Annotated in this window: 19 protein-coding genes; 12 read left to right on the forward strand and 7 right to left on the reverse strand. The window is 43.8% G+C overall.

Going from position 1 to position 20,968, the window contains the following annotated elements; genetic code table 11:
• Positions 1-119 precede the first annotated feature (119 nt).
• On the forward strand, positions 120-1,559 hold the full coding sequence (locus AC5O63_RS00305; protein ID WP_494503478.1) for an aerolysin family beta-barrel pore-forming toxin: 1,440 nt from the start codon (positions 120-122) through the stop codon (positions 1,557-1,559).
• A 75-nt stretch (positions 1,560-1,634) separates the two neighbouring features.
• Here AC5O63_RS00305 and AC5O63_RS00310 read toward each other — a convergent pair whose 3' ends face one another.
• Both AC5O63_RS00310 and AC5O63_RS00315 read right to left on the reverse strand, forming a co-directional pair.
• A complete protein-coding gene (locus tag AC5O63_RS00310) occupies positions 1,635-4,391 on the reverse strand; it encodes an immune inhibitor A domain-containing protein (RefSeq protein ID WP_494503479.1) in 2,757 nt (918 codons plus the stop codon).
• Between the two features lie 121 nt (positions 4,392-4,512).
• A complete protein-coding gene (locus AC5O63_RS00315; RefSeq protein ID WP_171323375.1) occupies positions 4,513-4,758 on the reverse strand; it encodes a hypothetical protein in 246 nt (81 codons plus the stop codon).
• Positions 4,759-5,216: 458 nt separating this feature from the next.
• On the opposite strand from AC5O63_RS00315, the gene AC5O63_RS00320 reads away from it, so the two are divergent.
• A complete protein-coding gene (locus tag AC5O63_RS00320) occupies positions 5,217-5,696 on the forward strand; it encodes an aminoacyl-tRNA deacylase (RefSeq protein ID WP_004743765.1) in 480 nt (159 codons plus the stop codon).
• Between the two features lie 120 nt (positions 5,697-5,816).
• Here the strand turns inward: AC5O63_RS00320 and AC5O63_RS00325 are convergent, their stop codons facing one another.
• The 3 genes from AC5O63_RS00325 to AC5O63_RS00335 form a co-directional block, all read right to left on the reverse strand.
• Complete coding sequence (locus AC5O63_RS00325) at positions 5,817-5,999, reverse strand: hypothetical protein (RefSeq protein WP_004743762.1); 183 nt, start codon at positions 5,997-5,999, stop codon at positions 5,817-5,819.
• A gap of 187 nt (positions 6,000-6,186) precedes the next feature.
• Positions 6,187-7,890, reverse strand: a complete 1,704-nt coding sequence (locus tag AC5O63_RS00330; protein ID WP_494503480.1) for an FAD-dependent oxidoreductase — start codon at positions 7,888-7,890, stop codon at positions 6,187-6,189.
• A gap of 11 nt (positions 7,891-7,901) precedes the next feature.
• Entirely contained in the window at positions 7,902-8,087 is a 186-nt protein-coding gene (locus AC5O63_RS00335; protein WP_004743759.1) for a YgaP family membrane protein, read from the reverse strand.
• 164 nt (positions 8,088-8,251) lie between these two features.
• Between AC5O63_RS00335 and AC5O63_RS00340 the strand changes: the two genes are divergently transcribed.
• Genes AC5O63_RS00340 through AC5O63_RS00360 form a run of 5 tightly spaced genes read left to right on the forward strand, consistent with a single transcriptional unit; the run spans position 8,252 to position 13,863 of the window.
• Positions 8,252-8,563 carry an ArsR/SmtB family transcription factor gene (locus AC5O63_RS00340; protein WP_171323384.1) on the forward strand — a complete coding sequence of 104 codons (312 nt, stop codon included), beginning with the start codon at positions 8,252-8,254 and terminating at the stop codon, positions 8,561-8,563.
• Positions 8,564-8,582: 19 nt separating this feature from the next.
• Entirely contained in the window at positions 8,583-8,999 is a 417-nt protein-coding gene (locus tag AC5O63_RS00345) for a YeeE/YedE family protein (RefSeq protein WP_494503481.1), read from the forward strand.
• 7 nt (positions 9,000-9,006) lie between these two features.
• The gene (locus tag AC5O63_RS00350; protein WP_494503482.1) at positions 9,007-9,465 is read left to right on the forward strand and encodes a DUF6691 family protein; all 459 of its coding nucleotides are present in this window, start codon (positions 9,007-9,009) and stop codon (positions 9,463-9,465) included.
• Between the two features lie 17 nt (positions 9,466-9,482).
• Positions 9,483-12,824 carry an efflux RND transporter permease subunit gene (locus AC5O63_RS00355; RefSeq protein ID WP_494503483.1) on the forward strand — a complete coding sequence of 1,114 codons (3,342 nt, stop codon included), beginning with the start codon at positions 9,483-9,485 and terminating at the stop codon, positions 12,822-12,824.
• The gene (locus AC5O63_RS00360; protein ID WP_494503484.1) at positions 12,817-13,863 is read left to right on the forward strand and encodes an efflux RND transporter periplasmic adaptor subunit; all 1,047 of its coding nucleotides are present in this window, start codon (positions 12,817-12,819) and stop codon (positions 13,861-13,863) included. Before AC5O63_RS00355 ends, AC5O63_RS00360 begins: the two co-directional genes overlap by 8 nt.
• A gap of 20 nt (positions 13,864-13,883) precedes the next feature.
• Here AC5O63_RS00360 and AC5O63_RS00365 read toward each other — a convergent pair whose 3' ends face one another.
• On the reverse strand, positions 13,884-14,771 hold the full coding sequence (locus AC5O63_RS00365; RefSeq protein WP_494503485.1) for an endonuclease/exonuclease/phosphatase family protein: 888 nt from the start codon (positions 14,769-14,771) through the stop codon (positions 13,884-13,886).
• Positions 14,772-15,064: 293 nt separating this feature from the next.
• On the opposite strand from AC5O63_RS00365, the gene nrdD reads away from it, so the two are divergent.
• The 5 genes from nrdD (at position 15,065) to AC5O63_RS00390 (ending at position 20,398) form a co-directional block, all read left to right on the forward strand.
• A complete protein-coding gene (nrdD, locus tag AC5O63_RS00370; RefSeq protein ID WP_494503486.1) occupies positions 15,065-17,185 on the forward strand; it encodes an anaerobic ribonucleoside-triphosphate reductase in 2,121 nt (706 codons plus the stop codon).
• A 66-nt stretch (positions 17,186-17,251) separates the two neighbouring features.
• On the forward strand, positions 17,252-17,719 hold the full coding sequence (gene nrdG, locus AC5O63_RS00375) for an anaerobic ribonucleoside-triphosphate reductase-activating protein (RefSeq protein WP_494503487.1): 468 nt from the start codon (positions 17,252-17,254) through the stop codon (positions 17,717-17,719).
• A gap of 173 nt (positions 17,720-17,892) precedes the next feature.
• A complete protein-coding gene (locus AC5O63_RS00380; protein WP_239855670.1) occupies positions 17,893-19,074 on the forward strand; it encodes an amino acid aminotransferase in 1,182 nt (393 codons plus the stop codon).
• Between the two features lie 62 nt (positions 19,075-19,136).
• Entirely contained in the window at positions 19,137-19,793 is a 657-nt protein-coding gene (locus AC5O63_RS00385) for an ATP-dependent zinc protease family protein (protein WP_494503488.1), read from the forward strand.
• A 212-nt stretch (positions 19,794-20,005) separates the two neighbouring features.
• Positions 20,006-20,398, forward strand: a complete 393-nt coding sequence (locus AC5O63_RS00390; protein ID WP_494503489.1) for an NUDIX hydrolase — start codon at positions 20,006-20,008, stop codon at positions 20,396-20,398.
• 85 nt (positions 20,399-20,483) lie between these two features.
• On the opposite strand, the gene bamJ is transcribed toward AC5O63_RS00390, so the two are convergent.
• Positions 20,484-20,957: a BamJ family beta-barrel-assembly machinery protein gene (gene bamJ, locus AC5O63_RS00395; RefSeq protein ID WP_494503490.1), complete on the reverse strand. Its 474-nt coding sequence runs from the start codon at positions 20,955-20,957 to the stop codon at positions 20,484-20,486.
• Positions 20,958-20,968 lie beyond the last annotated feature (11 nt).

Here is a 20,968-nt window from a genome sequence, read left to right on the forward strand (position 1 = left end):
GAGGTTTTGTCCGTTAATAATAATTGTAGCTTTATTGATAACTGTTAAAGGAAGTAAAAAACATGTGCGAAAACAAGAACATTTCGCATTGTATTCTATTTATTAACAGGAAGAATAACGTGAATAAGAATAAGGTTTTTAAAACATCGTTAGTCGCTAGTTCAATTGTCTTTAGCATGGTGCAATCTAATGTATATGCAGCGGTAGATATTTTAGATATTAAACTTCAAGGTCAAAGCTGTGAGGTTGGCTTTAGACCAATTACCTCTGAAGAAATCATGCCAATTAAATCTGATTTAGTAGGTCAAATGGGACCATGGCAAATCACAAATATTGCCGATGGCTATGTCTTGATGGGGTCAGGGTACAATGGAACTATCAAGCAAGACAGGTTAGCGGGTACAACATGGTGTACCTACAACACGCCACCAGACCACAGTATCCCGGACTACGCAGCGCTTGTAGTGCCTGAAAATGATGAAGCTCATACTGAATGGTATCTAGTCAATAAGAAAGAGTTTTATCAACCGCTAGCATTGCTGGCTCATTATCTTGGCTTTGGCTGGGCTGGTGGTACAGGCAGCAAATATGTCGGCGACGATATGATCACGTCTACCGATGGGTTAGGAAACTATGATATTGATGCGGACAATTCTGGCTCTTGTGAAGGCTACCGATGTAACGAACGTTTAAAAATGGATATATCTGGTTTTGAATATCACATTGATCCGGAAACGTTCAATGCTGGCCAAATAACTCAATCAGATAAAGAACTGATCGGTCGTCGCTCAGAGGTTGTGACCAATGAATCTGACCTCGAACAACAATATCGAGTGACCTTTAAGTACGAGAAATCGACAAATTGGTCCAAAACAGACACTTATGGCTTAAGTCAAAAAGTCTCAACCAAGAACAAGTTTAAGTGGCCTCTTGTGGGTGAAACTGAGTTGTCGATAGAGATTGGAGCCAACCAAAGCTGGGCAACGACCAACGGAGACTCAGAGTCTAAAGGGATCTCCAATACGATTGTTGTTAACGTTGCGCCAAATACTAAGCAAGAAGTCTTTATGGAGGTTTTCCGCTCTTCAATCAGTTACCCGTACACGTTTAACGCTGAGTTAAGCTATGAACTGGCATTAACGGGTTTTATGCGTTGGTCTGGAAATGCTCTGAGTCACCATCCTGATGATCGACCTACCTATACTGCAAATTGGGTTATTGGGCGCAATGGAGGTAACGACAAAAGCCTAAAGTACCAATATGAACATCGCAATATTCCGTCAACTTCGAACGAATGGGATTGGCCTTGGCTGCTAAGAGAATATGGTGCTGACAATGTGAAAAGTTTACTAGGCCAGGTTCTCAGACCAATACAGACGAAAATTACCGGTGAGTTTTTTGCTGATGCATCTTTTGGTTCTGATGTGAGATTTGGCAAGACGATTCCTTTAGGAAGTCGAGTTAAGCGTTCTGCAGAGTATTCGTTAACAGATGAAGAGTTGGAGCAATATGGTATTAAAAACTTCAGTGTAGAAGTTGTGCCAGTACCGAAACTCTAAGAAAAAAGCGCGGCTCTTGAGAGCCGCGCAAAACTTCACATGGAAGTATGGGAATAGGGAGAAACAGGTCGGTTATTAAAGATCGACGACAATGGTTTTTGTGGTTTTGCTTCCGCTGTCATCCATAACGGTCATTTTCACTTCATGTTTTCCATAGCTCGGGAAAATCTTAGTAAAAATACGTCCACGTTTGACTTTACCGTTTGGAAGAACCCACTCAGTGTCAACGATACGGCCATCAGGGTCGTGGCTTGTTGACCACATAGTTACCCAACGTCCAAGGTGAACGTACTTCGCGTTGGCAACAGGTAACATATTTGGAGCAACAACTTCTACTGTTTGACTACTTGTGTGGCTGGCACCTTGGTTGTCAGTAACAGTAAGCGATACAGTGTAAGAGCCAGAGTCTGAATATTTCCATTTAGGGGAAGCGTCCGTGCTGGTTTCGCCGTTACCAAACTCCCATAGGTAAGCAGATATCTCACCATCCGAGTCAACACTAGAGTTCATTGCAGCAATATCAAGACCGTTTACTGAAAGCTCGAAGCTAGAAACAGGCGGTAGATTGGGTTGCTGAACTTTTGAAAGTTTAATCACACCGTATTTGTTTGAAGGATCTTGCTCTATAACTTCAATGGTTACACCAAATTCAGTTAGCAAACGACCTGAATCAGGTGCCCCTGGATTGGAATAATCTTGGTCATCCGAAAATGAACTATTGGCAATGAGGCTGACATCTTCCAGTACATCCCCATCAGCATTTACAAGTCGCATAGTGGCTTGGTCTTGAAGTGAGAATGCTGCGTCGCGAACTTGGTAACGAGTTTGTGCCGCTGTACCTGACTTATCCCAAACCATCGCATTTTGGTCAGCATCGACAACGCCAAGCCAGCCTTCACCCGGATGTTTACCAACCGCATTGTCTGTCATCGACTCATCAACGTACCAAACGATCAGACCTGGTTCGAAAGACATCATCTGGCCGAAACGTTTGATGTTCTTTAGCCCTTCATCCACGTCTGCATGGCTACGCCACTGGAGTAGATAGTAGTGCGGGGCTTCATTGAAGCCATCATTTAAACGGTATCCATTAAGAGCGAAAGTAGATTGTGATTCTGCGTTGTCGAGAGAAGAAATTGTATCATCAACATCTAAAGCAATGTTGTCTACATGAAGACCTTCCATCGCCAGGCCGCCATCCGTCACGTAGTCGAAACCAAGGTTAACTTGTTGTCCGGCCCATTGTGTGAGGTCGAATTCAGCGTCAACCCAGCCTTTCGAGTCGCCTGCGATAGCAGGAACTAAACCTGTGCTGTTAGGATCTTCATTTGTTGTAATATTGCCTGCAATCGGTTGGCCGTTGATAAGTACACGGGCAAAGTCGTAGTCTTTTTCAATCTGATACCAAGCTTTAAAAGTCAGCGTGATTTTGGAGGCAGCCGGCAACGTTACTTTTCGTTCCATGCTGTTTTTCAGATCGTCACCTTTACCGCTATGGAAGCCGAATTTACCTTCAAAAGGGGCAAGTCCTGCAGTACGTTTAAGAGGCAGGTCAACGCGAACCATGTTGGGTTTGTCGTTGTCAATTGTTTGATGCAGTTTGATTTCAAGTGGCTTATTATCGAGATCACTTAGAGTTACCACATCATTGGCCACCCAACGACCGCCAATAGAAGCCTGAAGGAACTGTTTAGCCCAAGAGCTGAATGCGGTTGGTTGTGTGCCGCCAATTTTACCTGCCCAGCTGCCTGAAGACATGATAGACCAGTACGATACAGGCTCTCCTTTACCAGTGTATTGAGTGTCGTACTCATCTGGTAATCCCAAGTCGTGACCGTACTCATGTGCACAAACACCAGCAGCAGCGTCGATAGGCTGAATCGTATAGTCAAATGCAGCGTATTGTCCGTTGAATCGACCAGGTACGGTGCTAGAAGTACCAGACAAGACGTGATACTTACCTAGATTGTATCGGTGAGACCATATTGCATTGGCTCCGAGTACACCACCACCAGCTTCTTCGCCCACTGACGCATGGAAAACCATCAAATGATCGATTACACCATCGGGTTCGCGGAAGTTGCCATCACCGTCGTAGTCATAGCGATCTTCAATGTCATAGTCGGCTAGATTAATGGTTGGGTCATTCGCAAGTTGGTTAAGTGCTTCACGAACCAACTCCTGCGCATTTTGGTCATTGTCTGTAGTAGGGGAGTTACCTCCATAAAACGAGGCATTATTTTTGGCTCGATACCAACCAGCGGCTTGACCATAAACACTGTAGCTATCACCAGATTCTTGTTCGTAATACTGGCGCATCGAAATGAAATTCTCACCATTTGGCCCAGTATAGCCGCTATCAGAGAACAGAAGTTCTTGATAGTGGCTTGGCTCGTATCGGTCATAGAGCATTTCAGTATGCTCTTTCGTGAGCCTATTTTCATCCCAAGGTAAATCTGGAAAGTCCACCAATACGGCTAAAACTTTGTCCGTTCTTTTGTTGTTAGCATCGAACGAAAAGACGTGAGCTCTTCGCAAGCCTTTATCAAACTCAATTGACTTAAGGATTTTGGCACGTTGTTCCAACGCTTTCTTGCCAAATTGCGCGTCGCCCTTAAATCCTCGGTTTAGTTTTCCATCGATAAACTTATCTAGCGCTATTTGACGCTCTTCTATAGAAGCATCGGGATTAAGTTTCCCTTGGGCAACAAGCATTTCAATGACTTTGTCTTCATTAATGACACCCAGATCGATCGGAGTCTGAGCGTGACCACTTGTGCTAAATAGAGTGAACACTGCTGATGCCAACAGTGATTTCCTCATCATTTTCATTATATTTCCTTATTAATTTTTATTGCCAACAATCTGCCAAATAGCAGACACAACGACGCTGTTAGCACCAATAATCGAGCACCTAAAGTTTGGTGTGAGATATTAGCTAACGGGAGTATCGTTATTCTTTTGCTGAAATACAGTCGGTACTTTTTTTGTCAGAAGGATCTTCTTTATGGGATTGCTTTGAGGTTTTAGAAAATTTCTGAGAGAGATATATTTGTAATGACTCTTGCTTTTCAATTTCGCTTTGGTCTTCACAAATAATACCTTGTTTGATAAGTGATTCTAGCAGTCGCTCGTCATCAATGCCGCCTGAGATTGCAGATGAACAAACTAGAATTAATAACCCACTGACTGATTTCATATTATTATTTATAACGCTGTGTTTTGTAACAAAATATAATTAATTTAACCCAAATGTAACTGTGTGGGATCTCATTGGTGGGTCTATGTCTTCTTATCAACATAAAAAGTGAATATAAAACAAAGGCTCTATTAACAAATCAATCGTATATATATTCTATTATAAGGAATAAATAACTGGCAAATATGTAAGTTACATATTTACAGAACAGATTCGGGCCATATATCTAGGGCGTGAGTATTAGTGTGCATTAAATTAGTGAATTAGACTTTACTTAGTTATTTTGTCTAAATTTTGAAACACAAATATTTAAAAGTTTGAAGTTGCATTCGTACTGTAACTCAACGCATTGATTTATATTTGTCATATATATGGATGTTAAGGCGAAAACTACCTTCGTGGAGAGCCAAAGTCTGAGCGTCTATACTGATAAAGGGAACTGATGTACGGAGGCTAGTATGAGCATAGCGAACCGATTAGACCACTACTTGAATGAACACAATATACCATTCCAAACTGTCCAACATAGTCACAGTCAAAGTTCACTGCAAAGTGGTGTGGCGGCCGGGATTCCTTTAGTTTCTTTAGCTAAGGGCATCGTATTAGAGGATCATGATGGTCATCATATGATGGCAGTGTTGCCCGCCAAAAATAAGATTAGCCTTTCAAGGCTTAATGAGGAGTTGAACGCGAGTTTTCATCTTGTCAAAGAGAAGCAACTGTACGAGATGTTTGAAGACTGTGAGAACGGTGCGGTGCCACCAGTTGGGAGCGCATATCATATGTCGATGACGTTCGATGAAGTGTTAACCCGCCAAAACTACGTTTACCTTGAGGCAGGAGACCACGAAACCTTGATTAAGCTTGACCAAGAGTCTTTCCAAAGATTAATGGGTGAAAGTAGAATGATGAGGTTTAGTAGTGAGATCTTTCATTAGAAGTTATTCTTTTGTATTGGTTAAGTTGTGACGAAGCCACCTTTCAAAGGTGGCTTCTTTTAAGCTGACTAAAAATTTTTGACTGAATATTGTATGCGAAGCAATACGTAATTTATTGAGTTAGAATTGCGCAGAAATAAGTTCAATTAATTCGTTTTCGGTTTCTGGCATTCTTTCTAATTCAACCGCACATGAAGCGCCACCTTTGAGCATGTAAGCACTTGTTGTGCAGTGGTCGTGATGAAACCATTTGCCATTAATGCAAACGTCAGTGTAGCAGCGAGGGTCTTTTTTTAATTCCATTTGATACTTCCTTGTTAATTCTCCGTTAACACAATAACAACATAACCTTACTAAAATTAGGGTAAAATGATCTAGATCAATTTAAATCCATGACTAGACCAAGGTAGTAGTGATCTCGCTTGCAGCAAAAATAAAAGGGGAGCGAAGCTCCCCAAATTTGATTCAATTAGATGTTTGCAAGCGATGGCTAGTCTTGAGCAAATCTGTAGGTGCGGTAACCGCCAATGAGGTTTCGCGCTTTGTACCCTTTATTCACCAATTGACGGTAAGCAACGTTACCACGTAACCCAACTTGGCAATAAATGACGATTTCTTTGTCTTTTGGTAACTCAGCCATACGTTGACGTAGTTGATCGACAGGAATGTTGATTGCTCCTTCGATAAATCCAACATTCTCTAGTTCACCGGGATTGCGAACATCAAGTAGCACTTGGTTATCGCTAAGCGAATCTATTTGATCATAATGTATCGGGGTTGAGTCACCTTGGATGATATTTGTGGCAACAAATGCAGCTTGGTTAATAACATCTTTGGCACTGCCGTAAGGTGGCGCATAAGTCAGTTCAAGGTGTTGAAGCTGTTCTACTGTCATACCTGCACGCTGTGCAACCGCCATTACATCAATACGTTTATCAACGCCATCTTTACCTACCGCTTGCGCACCAAAGATCTTGCCCGTTTTAGGGTCGAACAACATCTTGAATGAGACAATTTCAGCGCCAGGGTAATAGCTCGCATGGCTTGCTGTGTGAACGTAGACTTTTTCGTAGTCAATGCCTTCACGCTTAAGTTGCTTCTCGTTTTTACCTGTAGACGCCACTGCGAGATCAAAGATCTTACAGATAGCAGTGCCTTGGGTACCTTGATAGGTTTCTTGGCGTCCTAGCATATTGTCTGCGGCCATACGACCTTGGCGGTTGGCTGGGCCTGCAAGCGGTACTAATGTTTGTGAACCAGTGACAAAGTCTTTTTCTTCGACGGCGTCACCAACTGCGTAAATACTTGGATCGCTGGTTTGCATCATCTCATTGGTGTAGATACCACCTAGCTCACCAATTTGAAGTCCTGCTTCTTGAGCTAGCTTGGTTTCTGGACGTACACCAATTGCCATGATCAAAATATCTGTGGTTAAGGTTTCACCATTGTTTAGTGTTAGGTTTAGCTCGCCTTCGATGTGCTGATGTGCCGAATCTTCTCCAGACTCCAGTGAGGCGATATGTTCGTTAGCAACGTACTCAACCGCTTCAAGGGCAACCCCTAGTTTCAAGTCAATGCCTTTTTGCCTAATTTCAGCATGGGCAAAGCCTGCCATTTCGCGATCGACAGGCGTCATCACTTGGTCGGCCATTTCGATTAAGGTGGTTTTGATCCCTAGCTGATGGAAAGCTTCCATCATTTCAAGGCCAATAAAGCCTCCGCCAACCACGGTTGCATGCTCAGGCTTGTTCATTTGGATGGTATGAATGATGCGATCCATATCAGGAATGTTACGCAGCGAATGAGTGAGTGGGTTATCGATCCCCGGAATTGGCGGAACGACAGGGCCTGCGCCCGGGCTAAGCAATAAAAAGTCGTAGCTTTCTGTATACTCGCTGTTATCGATTAGATTTCGTACCGTAACTGTTTTACTGCTGCGCTCAATAGAGACCACTTCATTCATCACACGCACGTCGACATTAAAGCGAGCTAAGAAGCTTTCGGGAGTTTGCAGCAGTAATTTGCTTCGCTCTTGGATGTCACCCCCAATATGGTAAGGAAGGCCACAATTTGCGAACGAAACGAATGGACCTCGTTCAAACATGATAATTTCGGCATCTTCACTTAAACGGCGTGCACGAGCAGCAGCGGAAGCCCCACCAGCTACACCACCAACAATTAAAATCTTAGTCATATCAACCTCTGTTACTTAAACCCAAGCTTCTTTAGTACAACAACCGCAGGGCAGAATCCTGTGAACGCACTCTGAATCAAATTTGCTCCGACGAAAAGTGTCAACCAAACAAAGTTTGAACTGACTGTCATTGTCAGGCCGACTGATAAGATAACCATTCCACCGGCAAGAACTCGAATAGCATTTTCTAGTGTCATAACAAAGTATCCGTTTCATTCATGCATTGTTGGGATTTACTATAGAGTTATAAATTAGCATTGTCTAATGTTAATTTATCTAAATATTAAAAATCTAAATTAGCATTGACTAAAGTATGTTTATAAGTATCATCTAATATAGTTTAGGTATTTGGAGTGATTGTATGAACGTTGAATTTTCTGATTTAAAAGAGATGCAGAGCAATGCAGTAGAAGCCTCCGAATTACTCAAAGTGATGGCTCATCCAGAGAGATTGATGGTGTTGTGTCAATTGACTCAGGGAGAGGTGGGAGTTGGGGAGCTACAGTCGAGTTCTTCTCTTAGTCAGTCTGCTTTTTCCCAGCATCTAACTGTGTTGAGAAAACACAATTTAATCAAAGCGCGTAAAGAGTCTCAGCAGGTTTTCTACTCATTGTCTGATCCACGAGTCGAGACCCTAATTCAAACGTTACATTCCGTATTTTGTGGTAAGTAGTTTTAAGGTGATTGAAGAAATGAATATTCCTTGGGATTCCCTAGTTGGGGGAATGTTGCTTGGTATTTCGGCTGTATTACTGCTGCTGATAAACGGCAAAATCGCTGGGATTAGTGGCGTAATCAATGGCTTAGTTAGCCCCAAAGAGGGCGATTATTGGTGGAGATTGCTCTTCGCTATTGGCTTGATTACTGGTGGAGTGATCACTGTTTTGCTCACAGGGGGCGATGCGCCGGATACAAGCAATACCCCAATGATGGGGATTGTATTAGCTGGTCTGCTTGTTGGAGCAGGAACCCGCCTTGCCAATGGTTGTACAAGTGGACACGGGATATGTGGCATGGGCCGATTATCGAAACGCTCAGTCATCGCCACTTCAATTTTTATGTGTGTAGCCGCTGTCACGGTTTACGTGCGACTTCATATACTTGGGTAAGTGACAGATGAAATCGACTATTTTACGTTTAGCTCCGTTATTTAGCGGACTATTGTTTGGTGTAGGAATGACGGTGTCAGGTATGATCCAACCACAGAAAGTGGTCGGCTTCCTTGATGTAATGGGTGAATGGGACGCGAGTCTTGCTTTTGTCATGGGGGGGGCGTTGTTGGTGTTTATGCCTTTTTACTGGTTACACATCGAGAAAACCTCAAAGGCGATGGATGGTTCGCTTCTTTCAATCCCAACTCAAACTGACCTTGACGTCAGACTGGTTATTGGCGCAGCCGTATTCGGATTAGGTTGGGGGATAGCCGGTATATGCCCTGGACCTGCGGTGACAAGTTTGGCGCTTGGTAATAGTGATATATTGTTATTTTTCAGCTCGATGCTTCTAGGTTCGCTATTCATTAAGGCGTTAGATTCATCAACTCAAAAGTCCGTCTCACCGATTAAAGCGAATTAGTGCGTTAGGAGAACAGAATGAATAGAAGTTCGACCAAGGATGGTGTCGTTCATTCGATAATGAACAGCTTCTTTCCGCCCATTATCATTGTTTTTTTATTAGCAGTTGGTGCGGTGTCTCTATGGCTGACTCCTAAAGAAGAAGATCCTCAAATTGTAGTGCCAATGGCGGATGTGCTGATTGAAGCGCCAGGTTTAAGTGCACAACAAGTTGAAAGACAGGTGACCGAGCCACTCGAAAAATTGCTCAGCCAAATTGATGGCGTTGAGTACGTTTACTCTTCTTCATCAGATGGCGCCGCACAGGTTATTGTTCGATTCTTTGTCGGCGAACCGCGTGAAGATGCGCTTGTTAAGCTATATAACAAACTTTACTCCAATCAAGATCATGTTCCTCCTACCGTCACTCGCTGGCTCGTAAAGCCCGTCGAAATAGATGATGTGCCTATCGTAGTTGCGGCGCTTTATTCCACCGACCCTAAACAGGTAGATAGACACGATCTCAAGCGCATTGCTGATCAAGCAACACTTGGCATCAAGTCAATACCATCAACAAATGGCGTTCAAGTAGTCGGTGGGGAATCTAAGCTCGTTAGTGTCGAGTTAGACTCAGTTGCGATGGAAAGCTTTGGAATCACCTTAAGGGATTTAAACTTTGCATTTGACGTTAGCCACAATAAACAGCAAGCGGGCTCGATTCAGGTCGATGGGAATCGGTATCTCATAGAGTCGGGTCGACTGCTTTCAAGTGCTCAGGAGGTCGGAGATCTGGTTGTCGCCGTCGTCAATAACAAACCGGTGTTTTTTCGTGATGTCGCAAAGGTAATTGAGCGCGCAGCGGAGCCTTCCAATGACACTTGGTATATCGATGCAAAACACAAAGTGGAACATCCGGCGGTGTTCATTTCAGTCGCTAAACAAAAAGGGGCGAATGCGGTAGATGTAGCGAGTCAAACTGTTGAGAAGCTTTATGCGTTGCAACAAAATCAGTTTCCGTCTTCGGTCAAAGTCGACATCATCAGAAATTACGGTAAAACATCGGATGACAAGGTTTCCAATCTAGTTTCAAGTTTAGCCATTTCAGTGCTGACGGTCGTTGTGTTTGTCGGCCTGTTTTTAAACTGGCGAAGTGCGCTAGTCGTCGGTATTGCGATTCCATTGAGTTACGGCGCGGCATTAGGGCTCGACTTACTGTTTGGTTACACGATCAATCGAGTTACCTTGTTTGCGCTGATTCTGGCTTTGGGTTTGATTGTGGATGACCCCATAGCCAGTATCGACAATATCGAACGATATTTGAAGCGCAAAAATCTGCCTCGCGCAAAGGCTATTGTACTTGCGATGGGAGAAATACGTAGCGCGCTGATAATGTCGACGGTTGCTATCGTCATTGTATTTACGCCAATGTTCTTTATTACAGGGATGATGGGGCCTTATATGGCACCATTAGCTTTTAATGTACCTGTGAGCGTTGTAGTGAGTACGTTAGTGGCGTTTTTTGTCACACCTTGGCTTGCTAAGAAGATCCTCAAAGGAGCCGCTTCGTCAGGTCAGTATGATTTCGAGTCATCAACGCTCTATCAGGGTTATGCACGTTTGCTGACACCACTGCTTAAAAGCCGTAAAAAAGCGTGGCTTTTTCTGACGATTGTCGCGGGCTTGTTTATTGCTGCGGCACTTTTACCGGCAATGCGACTTGTACCACTTAAGCTTTTACCCTACGACAACAAAAACGAATTTCAGTTGGTGTTAAACATGCCTGAATCCTCTAGCTTTGTTGATACCTCTAATACGCTGCGTGTTTTTTCTGACTATTTAGTGACTGTACCTGAAGTGGAGTCGGTATCTGGCTTTGCGGGTATCGCTTCGCCAATGGACTTCAACGGTATGGTGAGGCATTACTTTATGCGTAACCAACCGTATCAGGGCGATCTACGTATTGTTCTGGCCGAAAAAGACCAACGTTCCATGCAGTCACATGAAATAGTGACTCGACTTCGCAGTGATTTAGAACAGATTGCTCATCGTTTTGATGCATCAATTCAGCTTGTCGAAGTTCCCCCTGGGCCGCCAGTTATAGCAACAATTACCGCGGAAGTTTATGGTGAAGATCATACCTCTTACCAAGAGCTAATTGTGGAGGCACAGCGTGTTGCTGAGCGCCTTTCTATAGTGCCTTTTGTCACAGAAGTTGATACTAGCATTGATGAGCATCTAGAAGCTTGGCAATTTATCGTCGACCAAGAAAAAGCCGCCTTGTCTGGTGTGTCGATACAAGAAGTCAACGAGACAATAGCGGCGGCAAATAACGGTTATGTGATTGGTCAGTTGGGCTCTAATAGAGAAGTAAACCCACTGGCGGTAGAAATTCGTTTGCCTCGGGACCAAAGGGATGATCTTGATAGCCTGCTACGCCTTTATGTTAGGGGACAAGCGGGTGTAGTGAAGACGCTCAACAATGGCTCGCAGGTTGACGCGCCGCAACCATTGGTACAGTTAGGAGAGATAGGGCGGTTTGAAAAACGCATTGTACATACGCCGATTTATCATAAGAACCTAAAACCTGTTGTTTATGTGTACGCAGAAACTGCGGGTCGAGTGCCCGGCGAAATCATTGCTGATGTCATAGCTGACCAAAATAGGGCGCATGAAAACAACTGGGTTGAATGGAACGAACGTAGTTACCTAAACAACGGTTCTGGTAAACCTTGGCAGGTTAACGAAGATATCGACGTAGTGTGGAGCGGCGAAGGCGAGTGGAAAATTACCGTTGATGTGTTTCGAGACTTAGGGATTGCCTATGGCGCGGCGCTATTTGGTGTGTTTATTGTTATGCTGATTCAAACAAGCCTACCTGCGGTTGCTGGGATCATCATGCTTGCAATACCTTTAACCGTTATTGGTATCATGCCCGGCTTTTGGCTGCTTAACAGCATGAGTCAAGAGATTAACGGTTATCCAAACCCTGCGTTGTTCACTGCGACTGCCATGATTGGTATGATTGCTCTCGCGGGTATTGTGGTCCGCAACTCACTGGTTTTGATTGAGTTTATTCAGCAATCTCTTGCCAGTGGGGAGTCACTACACAAGGCACTAATCCAGTCTGGTGCCGTAAGAATGAGGCCGATACTGCTCACTGCAGGAACAACGCTGTTGGGGAATGTCATTATCACGCTAGACCCAATCTTTAACGGCTTAGCGTGGGCGATCATTTTCGGGATCGCAGCCTCAACCATCTTCACTTTAATTGTGATTCCAGTCGTTTATAACCTCGCGTATGAGCGAGTTGAAGGACATGGTATGCCGATACATAACAAAGAAACAAAACACCGAGAAAGCAGGAGAGACGACAATGAATAAGAAAACATGGCTGCTTGGTGGATTGCTGTTTAGCGGTTTAGCTGTTCTGTTTTTGTATATGGCGGGAGTGTTTACACCAAAACTGCCTGTAGAGCGCCAAGTTCGTATGATGAGCGCTCCGAGCTTTGATACCGCTAAGCTTGTCGCAAGTGAAGAAACGATAAAAAGAGAGTTTTCAGGGCGTGTGGTTGCTAAGCAAAAAGCGACGGTTGCCTCAAGGTTAACCGCCACCGTCGCCGAAGTTATTGTGAGTGTAGGTGATCAGGTAAAGCAGGGGGATATTCTGATACGCCTAGAGAGCGGGGATCTTGATGCTAAGGTAGAACAGACAGAGCAAGCGCTTGTCTCTGCCCAATCAACGTTAAACAATGCGAGAAAAGAGTATCAACGCGTTAAGGAACTCCTAAGCAGAAAGCTTGTGCCTCAGTCTCAATATGACCAAGCAGAGAATCATCTACAAACCTCTCAAGCAGCGTTAATGCAAGCTAAAGCGGCTGTCACCGAAGCAGAAACCACTTTTGGCTATAGCGTTATTACTGCTCCTTTTGATGGCATCATTACTCAGAAAACGGCGCATCAAGGGGACACTGCGACACCGGGCTCCGCCTTGTTATCTATGTATAACCCGCAATCTCTTGTCGTAGAGGCAGATATTGCAGAATCTGTCTTACCTCATGTCGAGCTGGGTAAAACACTGGCACTAGATTTACCCACTAATGGCATCATCATAGATTCTACTGTGAGTGAAATTACACCGTCAGCAGACGCTGGCTCTCGTAGCTATCTCATTAAATTAGCGTTTGAAACCGAGAAAAAAGTATACCCGGGTAACTTTGCGCGAGTGTCAGTCGAGCTAGGCACGCAGCAAGTCGTACGCGTGCCGTTAGAGGCCATCTATCAGGTAGGGCAACTGGATTATGTCAAAGTCGTTCAAGGTGGTGAGGTGCATACACGGTTAGTTCAACTAGGTGAAGATTTCCGTGTACGCAAAGGCCTTAAGGCGGGCGATATCGTGGTACTCAATCCGAGTGATATTTAACCACGAAAGATAAAAGACCCCTAATGTACTTGCATGCTCAATGGGCAGTGATCGCTCAGTGTATAATCGAGGACGTCTGACACTGGAAAAACGTTTTGCTCAGGTTTTGTTGTCGTGAGTGCTTCGCTAACAACGATATGATCAATCAATGACCTGAATTGGTGAGTCCTTTTTGGGCTGTTACGCGATTTCACTTTGCACTCAGCCTTGGTCTGTTTTGATGCGAGGCGAGCAGAGGTGCCTTGGGTCATTTCTTTCCATAGCCAGTCGCCTTGGTAACTGAGGTTATGGTTAAAATCGCCCAATATAACGTAAGACTCACCATTCGATTCTCGCTCTTTAATCCAAAGATTTAGGTTTTTGCCTTGTTCTTTTAGCGTTTTACAATCACGGCTATTGCGGTAGGCACCAGAGCAACGTGCTTTCAAATGGACAGACAAAGCATGGACTGAATGAGCACTGTTTGGGTTTAGCACAATATAAGTCGCAAATCTTAGTTTACTGCTGCTATTGCTATCGAGACGGATATCTTCGCGATTAGAAACGTTTATTCCTTTCTTTACCGCAAACCCTGTGTATTGATTAATCTCGTCAAACTGATGCTTTCTATTACTCGGTAAGCTTCTTTGCGAAAAAAACAATTGATAGTCTGAGCCAATAACGCGCTCTAACGCGACAGGGTCATTGACCTCTTGAAAGGCAAGAACTTTAGGGGCAATAGAATCAAAATGACGGCTCAAAGCGAGGTAGTCATCTTCGTTTCGCTGTGATGAAGAAAACTGCTCAGAAGGTGTGTCGCTCAACCACTCGATATTCCAAGTCGTATAAATGGTGTCGTTGGCACTAGAGTAGAAAGAGAGCAAACATAACAGAGAAACAAAAAGTGACCACTTTTTAGGGGGTAGCATAGGCTTAACTCAATGAAATATATTGCAGCCTTTATGCTACAAGACATCCCAAAAATGCAAGTAGGATTTGTTGCATTTTTCTAATTTTCATCATTTTCTTTGCAACTGAGATCAGTGCCACTAAGATCGATTTGATCTTGAGCGAGGGTCTAATTTTATTGATCAAAATCAATACTTTCTCCTGTGTCATCTCGTTAAATACGCCACAACATATAGTGTCAGTCGAAAAATAAATCGCCCTATATAGTGTGTTTGTGGATAAGTCTGTGGGTATGCTGGGGTAAGGAGAAAAGGTGAAACCTATCGTAATCAAGCGTGATGGCTCAAGAGCTCCGTTTAGCAGGGATCGTATTCAAGCTGCAGTGGAATCAGCAGCAGAGCACGTTGATAAAGAAATCGCAATTTATGCACTGAATGTAGCACTTGCGGTGGAGCTTCAGCTAAAAGATCACGATGAAGTACACATCAATGACATCCAAACCCGAGTAGAAAATGAGTTAATGCAAGGACCATACAAGTCTCTTGCTCGCGCTTATATTGAATACCGACATGACCGTGATATTGCGCGCGAAAAGCAAAGTGCGTTGACTCGCGAGATTGAAGGCTTAATCGAAGAAAGCAATGTTGACTTAATTAACGAAAACGCCAACAAAGACGGTAAGGTTATTCCTACTCAGCGCGATTTATTGGCAGGCATTGTTGCGAAGCACTACGCGAAGACCCACATTTTACCGCGTGATATCGTTCAAGCTCATGAAATGGGTGATATTCACTACCACGATTTAGACTACGCGCCGTTCTTCCCAATGTTTAACTGTATGCTGATTGACCTTAAAGGCATGCTTACTCACGGTTTTAAGATGGGTAATGCCGAGATTGATACGCCAAAATCAATCTCTACAGCGACAGCGGTTACTGCGCAGATTATTGCCCAAGTCGCGAGTCATATTTACGGTGGTACGACGATCAACCGTATTGATGAAGTTCTTGAGCCATACGTGATGACGAGCTATCACAAGCATTTAGAAATTGCTAAAGAGTGGGATATTCCTAACCCTGAAGCCTTTGCAACGGCTCGCACTGAGAAAGAGTGTTATGACGCATTTCAGTCTCTAGAATACGAAGTAAACACACTTCACACAGCAAACGGTCAAACCCCATTTGTCACTTTTGGTTTTGGTCTTGGTACAAGCTGGGCTTCGCGACTTATTCAACAATCGATTCTGAAGAATCGTATTGCCGGTCTAGGTAAAAACCGCAAAACAGCGGTGTTCCCAAAACTGGTATTTGGCATCAAGGATGGCTTGAACCACAAGTCAGAAGATCCGAATTACGACATTAAGCAGCTTGCGCTTGAATGTGCTTCTAAGCGCATGTACCCAGATATTCTTAATTACGACAAAGTGGTTGAAATCACCGGGTCATTTAAAACGCCTATGGGTTGTCGTAGTTTCTTGGGCACATACGAAGAAAATGGTGAGCTTATCCACGAAGGTCGTAACAACCTGGGTGTTGTGAGTTTGAACTTACCTAGGATTGCAATTGCAGCAAACCGCGACGAAAAACAGTTTTACAAGTTGCTTGATGAGCGTTTAGACCTTGCTCGCCGCGCGCTAGAGACGCGAATTTCTCGTCTTGAAAATGTTAAAGCACGTGTAGCTCCAATTCTTTATATGGAAGGCGCTTGTGGCGTTCGCCTAAAAGCGGATGAGCCAATTGCGAATATCTTTAAGAATGGTCGTGCTTCAATCTCACTCGGTTACATTGGTATCCATGAAACCATTAATGCTCTGTTTGGCGATGAGACGCACGTTTACGATGATTCCGCATTGCGTCAGAAAGCGATCGATGTGGTTAAGTATCTTAAAGACAAAGTGAATCAATGGGCGGAGGAATCAGGTTACGGCTATAGCCTATACGGAACGCCAAGTGAAAACTTGTGTAGCCGATTCTGCCGAATTGATACTAAAGAGTTTGGTGTTATCAAAGGGGTAACAGACAAGGGTTATTACACAAACAGTTTCCACCTTGACGTTGAGAAGAAGGTTAACCCATACGATAAGATCGATTTTGAAATGCCGTATCCGTACATCTCAAGTGGTGGCTTTATTTGTTACGGCGAGTTTCCAAATATGCAGCGTAACATTGAAGCGCTAGAAAACGTTTGGGATTACAGCTACAGCCGCGTTCCTTACTACGGTACCAATACACCGATCGACGAGTGTTATGAGTGTGGTTACAACGGCGAGTTTGATTGTACGAGCAAAGGATTCACCTGCCCAAGCTGTGGTAATCACGATTCGACCAAAGTTTCGGTTACTCGACGTGTTTGTGGCTACCTAGGTAGTCCAGATGCAAGACCGTTCAACTTCGGCAAGCAAGAAGAAGTCAAACGACGCGTGAAGCACCTGTAATCTTTCGCAAGTAGCGACTGCTAATCGAGCCCTAGCTAGGGCTCATTTTATTTAAAGAGCGATATCATGAACTACCACCAGTATTATCCAATCGACGTCGTTAACGGACCGGGAACACGATGTACGCTGTTTGTGTCGGGTTGTATTCACCAGTGCCGAGGGTGTTACAACCAATCGACGCAACGATTAGATTCTGGTGTGTTGTTTACCCAAGAGGCGGAAGACCAAATCATTGCGGATCTCAACGATACAAGAATAAAGCGTAGAGGCTTGTCCCTATCAGGCGGCGATCCGCTTCATCCTGAAAATGTGCCACATATTCTAAAATTGGTTAAACGCGTTCGACAAGAATGCCCGGATAAAGACATTTGGGTTTGGACGGGATATACACTTGCAGAGCTAAGTGACGAACAAAGGGAAATTACTCAGTACATTGATACGTTGATTGATGGCAAATATGAGCAAGACAAACGAGACTTAAACTTAGAGTGGCGTGGGAGCTCGAACCAAATCATCCATAGCTTTAAGCTGTAGTGTTAAAATCATCCAGTAGATTTCTCTGTTGTAAATGTAAAAGTTAAATAATTGTTAATTGGTTTGGTTTTTTATCCTGTTTTGCTCTGACAGGATGAAATTTTATTTCTAGATCTATCGATTAGATGGTAAGTTGAAGTTCGTTACTTGAATTTCAAAGGGTTGTGACTTTCATGTTCTCTCATTTACCGACTCCTACATTGGATCCTATTCTTTCTTTATCTGTTGCATACCGCAATGACCCACGAGCTGAAAAAGTGGATCTTGGCATTGGGGTATACAAAAACAGCGCTGGCGAAACACCAGTGATGAGAGCAATTTCTCAAGCTCAAGATATCGTTGTCGCTGAGCAAAAAACAAAATCTTACGTTGGCCTAGCAGGCTGTGAAGAGTTTAACCAATCGATGGTTAATCTGCTGCTTGACGGCACTTCAGCCATGGCTCGTGTGGCTGCAATTCAAACACCGGGAGCGAGTGGCGCGCTGCGCATGCTTGGTGACTTGATGAAAGTGGCTCAGCCTAATACCACGGTCTGGATCTCTAATCCAAGTTATGTCAACCACCGTCCGGTTATGGAAGCCGCTGGCTTAAAAGTAAAACATTACAGCTACTTTAGCCCTGAAACTAAGCAGGTTGATGTCGACAAAATGATGTCAGATCTTGCTCAAGCAGGGCCAGAAGATGTTGTCTTGCTCCACGGTTGTTGTCACAACCCGACAGGCGCTGATATCGATTTTGCTGCGTGGCAAGCGATCACTGAGCTCTCTCAGAAAAATGGTTTTATCCCGTTTGTTGATATCGCGTATCAAGGCTTTGGTGATGGATTAGAAGAAGACGCTAAAGGTCTGCGTTTTATGGCGGACAACGTAGAAGAAATGCTAATCACCACGTCTTGTTCTAAAAACTTCGGTTTATACCGTGAGCGAACTGGTGCTGCCATCGTGGTAGGCAAATCACAAGGTGATGTGAACAACGCAAAAGGTAAGTTATTGACGCTCGCACGCGCAACTTACACTATGCCACCTGACCACGGTGCAGCGTTGGTTAAGACCATTTTGCAAAGTGACCAACTGACAGGTGTGTGGAAACAAGAATTAAGCGAAATGCAGCAACGTTTAGTCAACTTGCGCCAGACTTTATGTAATGAGTTGAGAAATAACCACAATACTTCACAATTCGACTTTATAGAAAGTCACAAAGGTATGTTTACTGTGCTAGGCTTTAGCCAAGACCAGATGACGCAACTCCGTGAAGAATATGGCATTTATGGGGTAGGCGATGGTCGAATCAATATCGCTGGCCTGACTGAAAAGGACATTCCTTACGTAGCCGAAGCGATAATTAAAGTTTCTTAAGTGTAATGGGGCTCGTTAAGCCCCATTTTGAGCACTTCTGTTTTGTCGAGTTAGGTGAACAAATGAATAAAACGTGGAAAACACTGATTCCATTTCTTTTAAGTGGCGGTTTGATGGCGTGTTCAACCACAGGACAACAGCCCGTCGAGCCAGAACAGAAACCTCAAGTTGAGCAACCTAAGGAAGAGGTCGAAAAACCTAAGGTTGAAGAGCCAAAACAAGAGGTTGAAAAACCAGCTAAGCCTGAAGAGAAACCAAAACCTCCTGTCGTCAAAGAGCAACCTAAGAAAACCCAAGACGGAAAGCTTTTGTTAGGTGCTGAAGAGTGGGTTTATGTCCCTGGCTTAGAAGAAAGCTTCAAAGCGCGTGTAGATACAGGCGCAACCACATCTTCTATTAGCGCTGTAGATATTGTTCCATTTGAACGTGATGGTAAAGACTGGGTTAAGTTTAAAATTGAACACGATGGCGTTAAGAGCAAAGAAGTTGCACTCCCTGTTAAACGCTGGGTTAAGGTCCGACAGTCTAGTTCCGAAGATTCACATAAGCGTGCTGTTGTAGAAGCTTGGGTTCAACTAGGTGATCTGAAAGACAAGACCGATTTTACTTTAGCGGATAGAACGCATCTTACCTTCCCATTACTACTTGGGCGCAGCTTTTTCAAAGATGTTGCCGTTGTCGATGTTAGCCAGAAATACATTCAAGACAAATATAAATAGCCTAGCTAAATCACCACTTATGAAGCCAGCACACGAATAATGTGCTGGTTTTTTTATTGCTAGATCATGTTTTTATCGTTTGCGTCTGTGAATTCTATGCTATTGAGTTACTATTTTCGCGAAAGTAGTCGGACATTAAACATCCACAGCGATTCCCCCTACTAATCACTCGTTGAGGATGTTACGAGAATATAATTAGAAAGGAGTCAGATATGAAACACCTGTCGATGGCTATCGTACGTAAAAATGGCAAGGTACTGGTTCAAGAGCGCTATCGAGCAACAAAAGGTATGGTTTTCGAGTTTCCTGGTGGAGCGGTTAATGACAATGAATCAGGTACCGATGCAGCCGTACGAGAGCTATACGAAGAGACCCAAATGAAAAGCGTGAAGCACTCTGCTACGTTTAGTGCGATTAACGATTTTGGTGGTCGCATCTATTACGCGATATTCAATGCCAATGAACAACAAGAGCCTCTGGCGTTAGATACAGAGCGACAACAAAAATTCCATTGGATGTCACCAGATGAGATTCCGCTGGAAGATTTTTATAAGGCAGATGTTGATTTTATTAAGCGCCACTTGCTAGAAGAACAACGGGTTTAGTATTTGACTAAAAAGAACAAAGCCAATCAAGTCGAACCTTGATTGGCTTTTTTTGTTTTACAGGCTTAAGACTTTGAGATTTGAGTTATTTGATTTCCAATAGCTCAACATCAAAGATAAGGGTAGCCGCTGGTGGGATTGGCCCAGTACCGTTCTTGCCATAAGCCAGTGTGCTAGGGATGTAAAGTCGGAACTTATCACCTACAGACATATAAGTGAGACCTTCTTGCCAGCCTTTGATCACTTGGCTTAGCTTAAAGCTAATAGGTTCACCACGCTCTACTGAGCTATCAAATACGGTTCCGTCCAATAATGTACCATGGTAGTGAACTTTCACTGTGCTCGATGCGGTAGGGCGCTCGCTGCCTTCGCCTTTATGTAGCACTTCATACTGAAGGCCGCTTTCAGTCATGACCACGCCTTCTTTCTTTTCATTTTCAAGCAAGAAAGCTTGGCCTGCAGCAAAGTTTGTCTCGCCAGCTTTGTGGTTTGTGTATGTACGATAAATGAAGAATCCCGCAAGTACGAAAATGATAATCGGGAAGACAAATTTAGACATAAATCCTATCC

It is taken from the genome of Vibrio sp. SCP2 (assembly GCF_059295395.1).

Bases quoted from the DNA above. Each gene is read 5' to 3' on its own strand.
- AC5O63_RS00315 (WP_171323375.1), bottom strand. From the start codon at position 4,758: ATGAAATCAGTCAGTGGGTTATTAATTCTAGTTTGTTCATCTGCAATC.
- AC5O63_RS00350 (WP_494503482.1), top strand. From the start codon at position 9,007: ATGAAATCGACTATTTTACGTTTAGCTCCGTTATTTAGCGGACTATTG.
- AC5O63_RS00385 (WP_494503488.1), top strand. From the start codon at position 19,137: ATGAATAAAACGTGGAAAACACTGATTCCATTTCTTTTAAGTGGCGGT.
- nrdG (WP_494503487.1), top strand. From the start codon at position 17,252: ATGAACTACCACCAGTATTATCCAATCGACGTCGTTAACGGACCGGGA.
- AC5O63_RS00340 (WP_171323384.1), top strand. From the start codon at position 8,252: ATGAACGTTGAATTTTCTGATTTAAAAGAGATGCAGAGCAATGCAGTA.
- AC5O63_RS00355 (WP_494503483.1), top strand. From the start codon at position 9,483: ATGAATAGAAGTTCGACCAAGGATGGTGTCGTTCATTCGATAATGAAC.
- AC5O63_RS00335 (WP_004743759.1), bottom strand. From the start codon at position 8,087: ATGACACTAGAAAATGCTATTCGAGTTCTTGCCGGTGGAATGGTTATC.
- AC5O63_RS00320 (WP_004743765.1), top strand. From the start codon at position 5,217: ATGAGCATAGCGAACCGATTAGACCACTACTTGAATGAACACAATATA.
- AC5O63_RS00380 (WP_239855670.1), top strand. From the start codon at position 17,893: ATGTTCTCTCATTTACCGACTCCTACATTGGATCCTATTCTTTCTTTA.
- AC5O63_RS00325 (WP_004743762.1), bottom strand. From the start codon at position 5,999: ATGGAATTAAAAAAAGACCCTCGCTGCTACACTGACGTTTGCATTAAT.
- AC5O63_RS00365 (WP_494503485.1), bottom strand. From the start codon at position 14,771: ATGCTACCCCCTAAAAAGTGGTCACTTTTTGTTTCTCTGTTATGTTTG.
- AC5O63_RS00345 (WP_494503481.1), top strand. From the start codon at position 8,583: ATGAATATTCCTTGGGATTCCCTAGTTGGGGGAATGTTGCTTGGTATT.
- AC5O63_RS00330 (WP_494503480.1), bottom strand. From the start codon at position 7,890: ATGACTAAGATTTTAATTGTTGGTGGTGTAGCTGGTGGGGCTTCCGCT.
- AC5O63_RS00310 (WP_494503479.1), bottom strand. From the start codon at position 4,391: ATGAAAATGATGAGGAAATCACTGTTGGCATCAGCAGTGTTCACTCTA.
- AC5O63_RS00390 (WP_494503489.1), top strand. From the start codon at position 20,006: ATGAAACACCTGTCGATGGCTATCGTACGTAAAAATGGCAAGGTACTG.
- AC5O63_RS00360 (WP_494503484.1), top strand. From the start codon at position 12,817: ATGAATAAGAAAACATGGCTGCTTGGTGGATTGCTGTTTAGCGGTTTA.
- bamJ (WP_494503490.1), bottom strand. From the start codon at position 20,957: ATGTCTAAATTTGTCTTCCCGATTATCATTTTCGTACTTGCGGGATTC.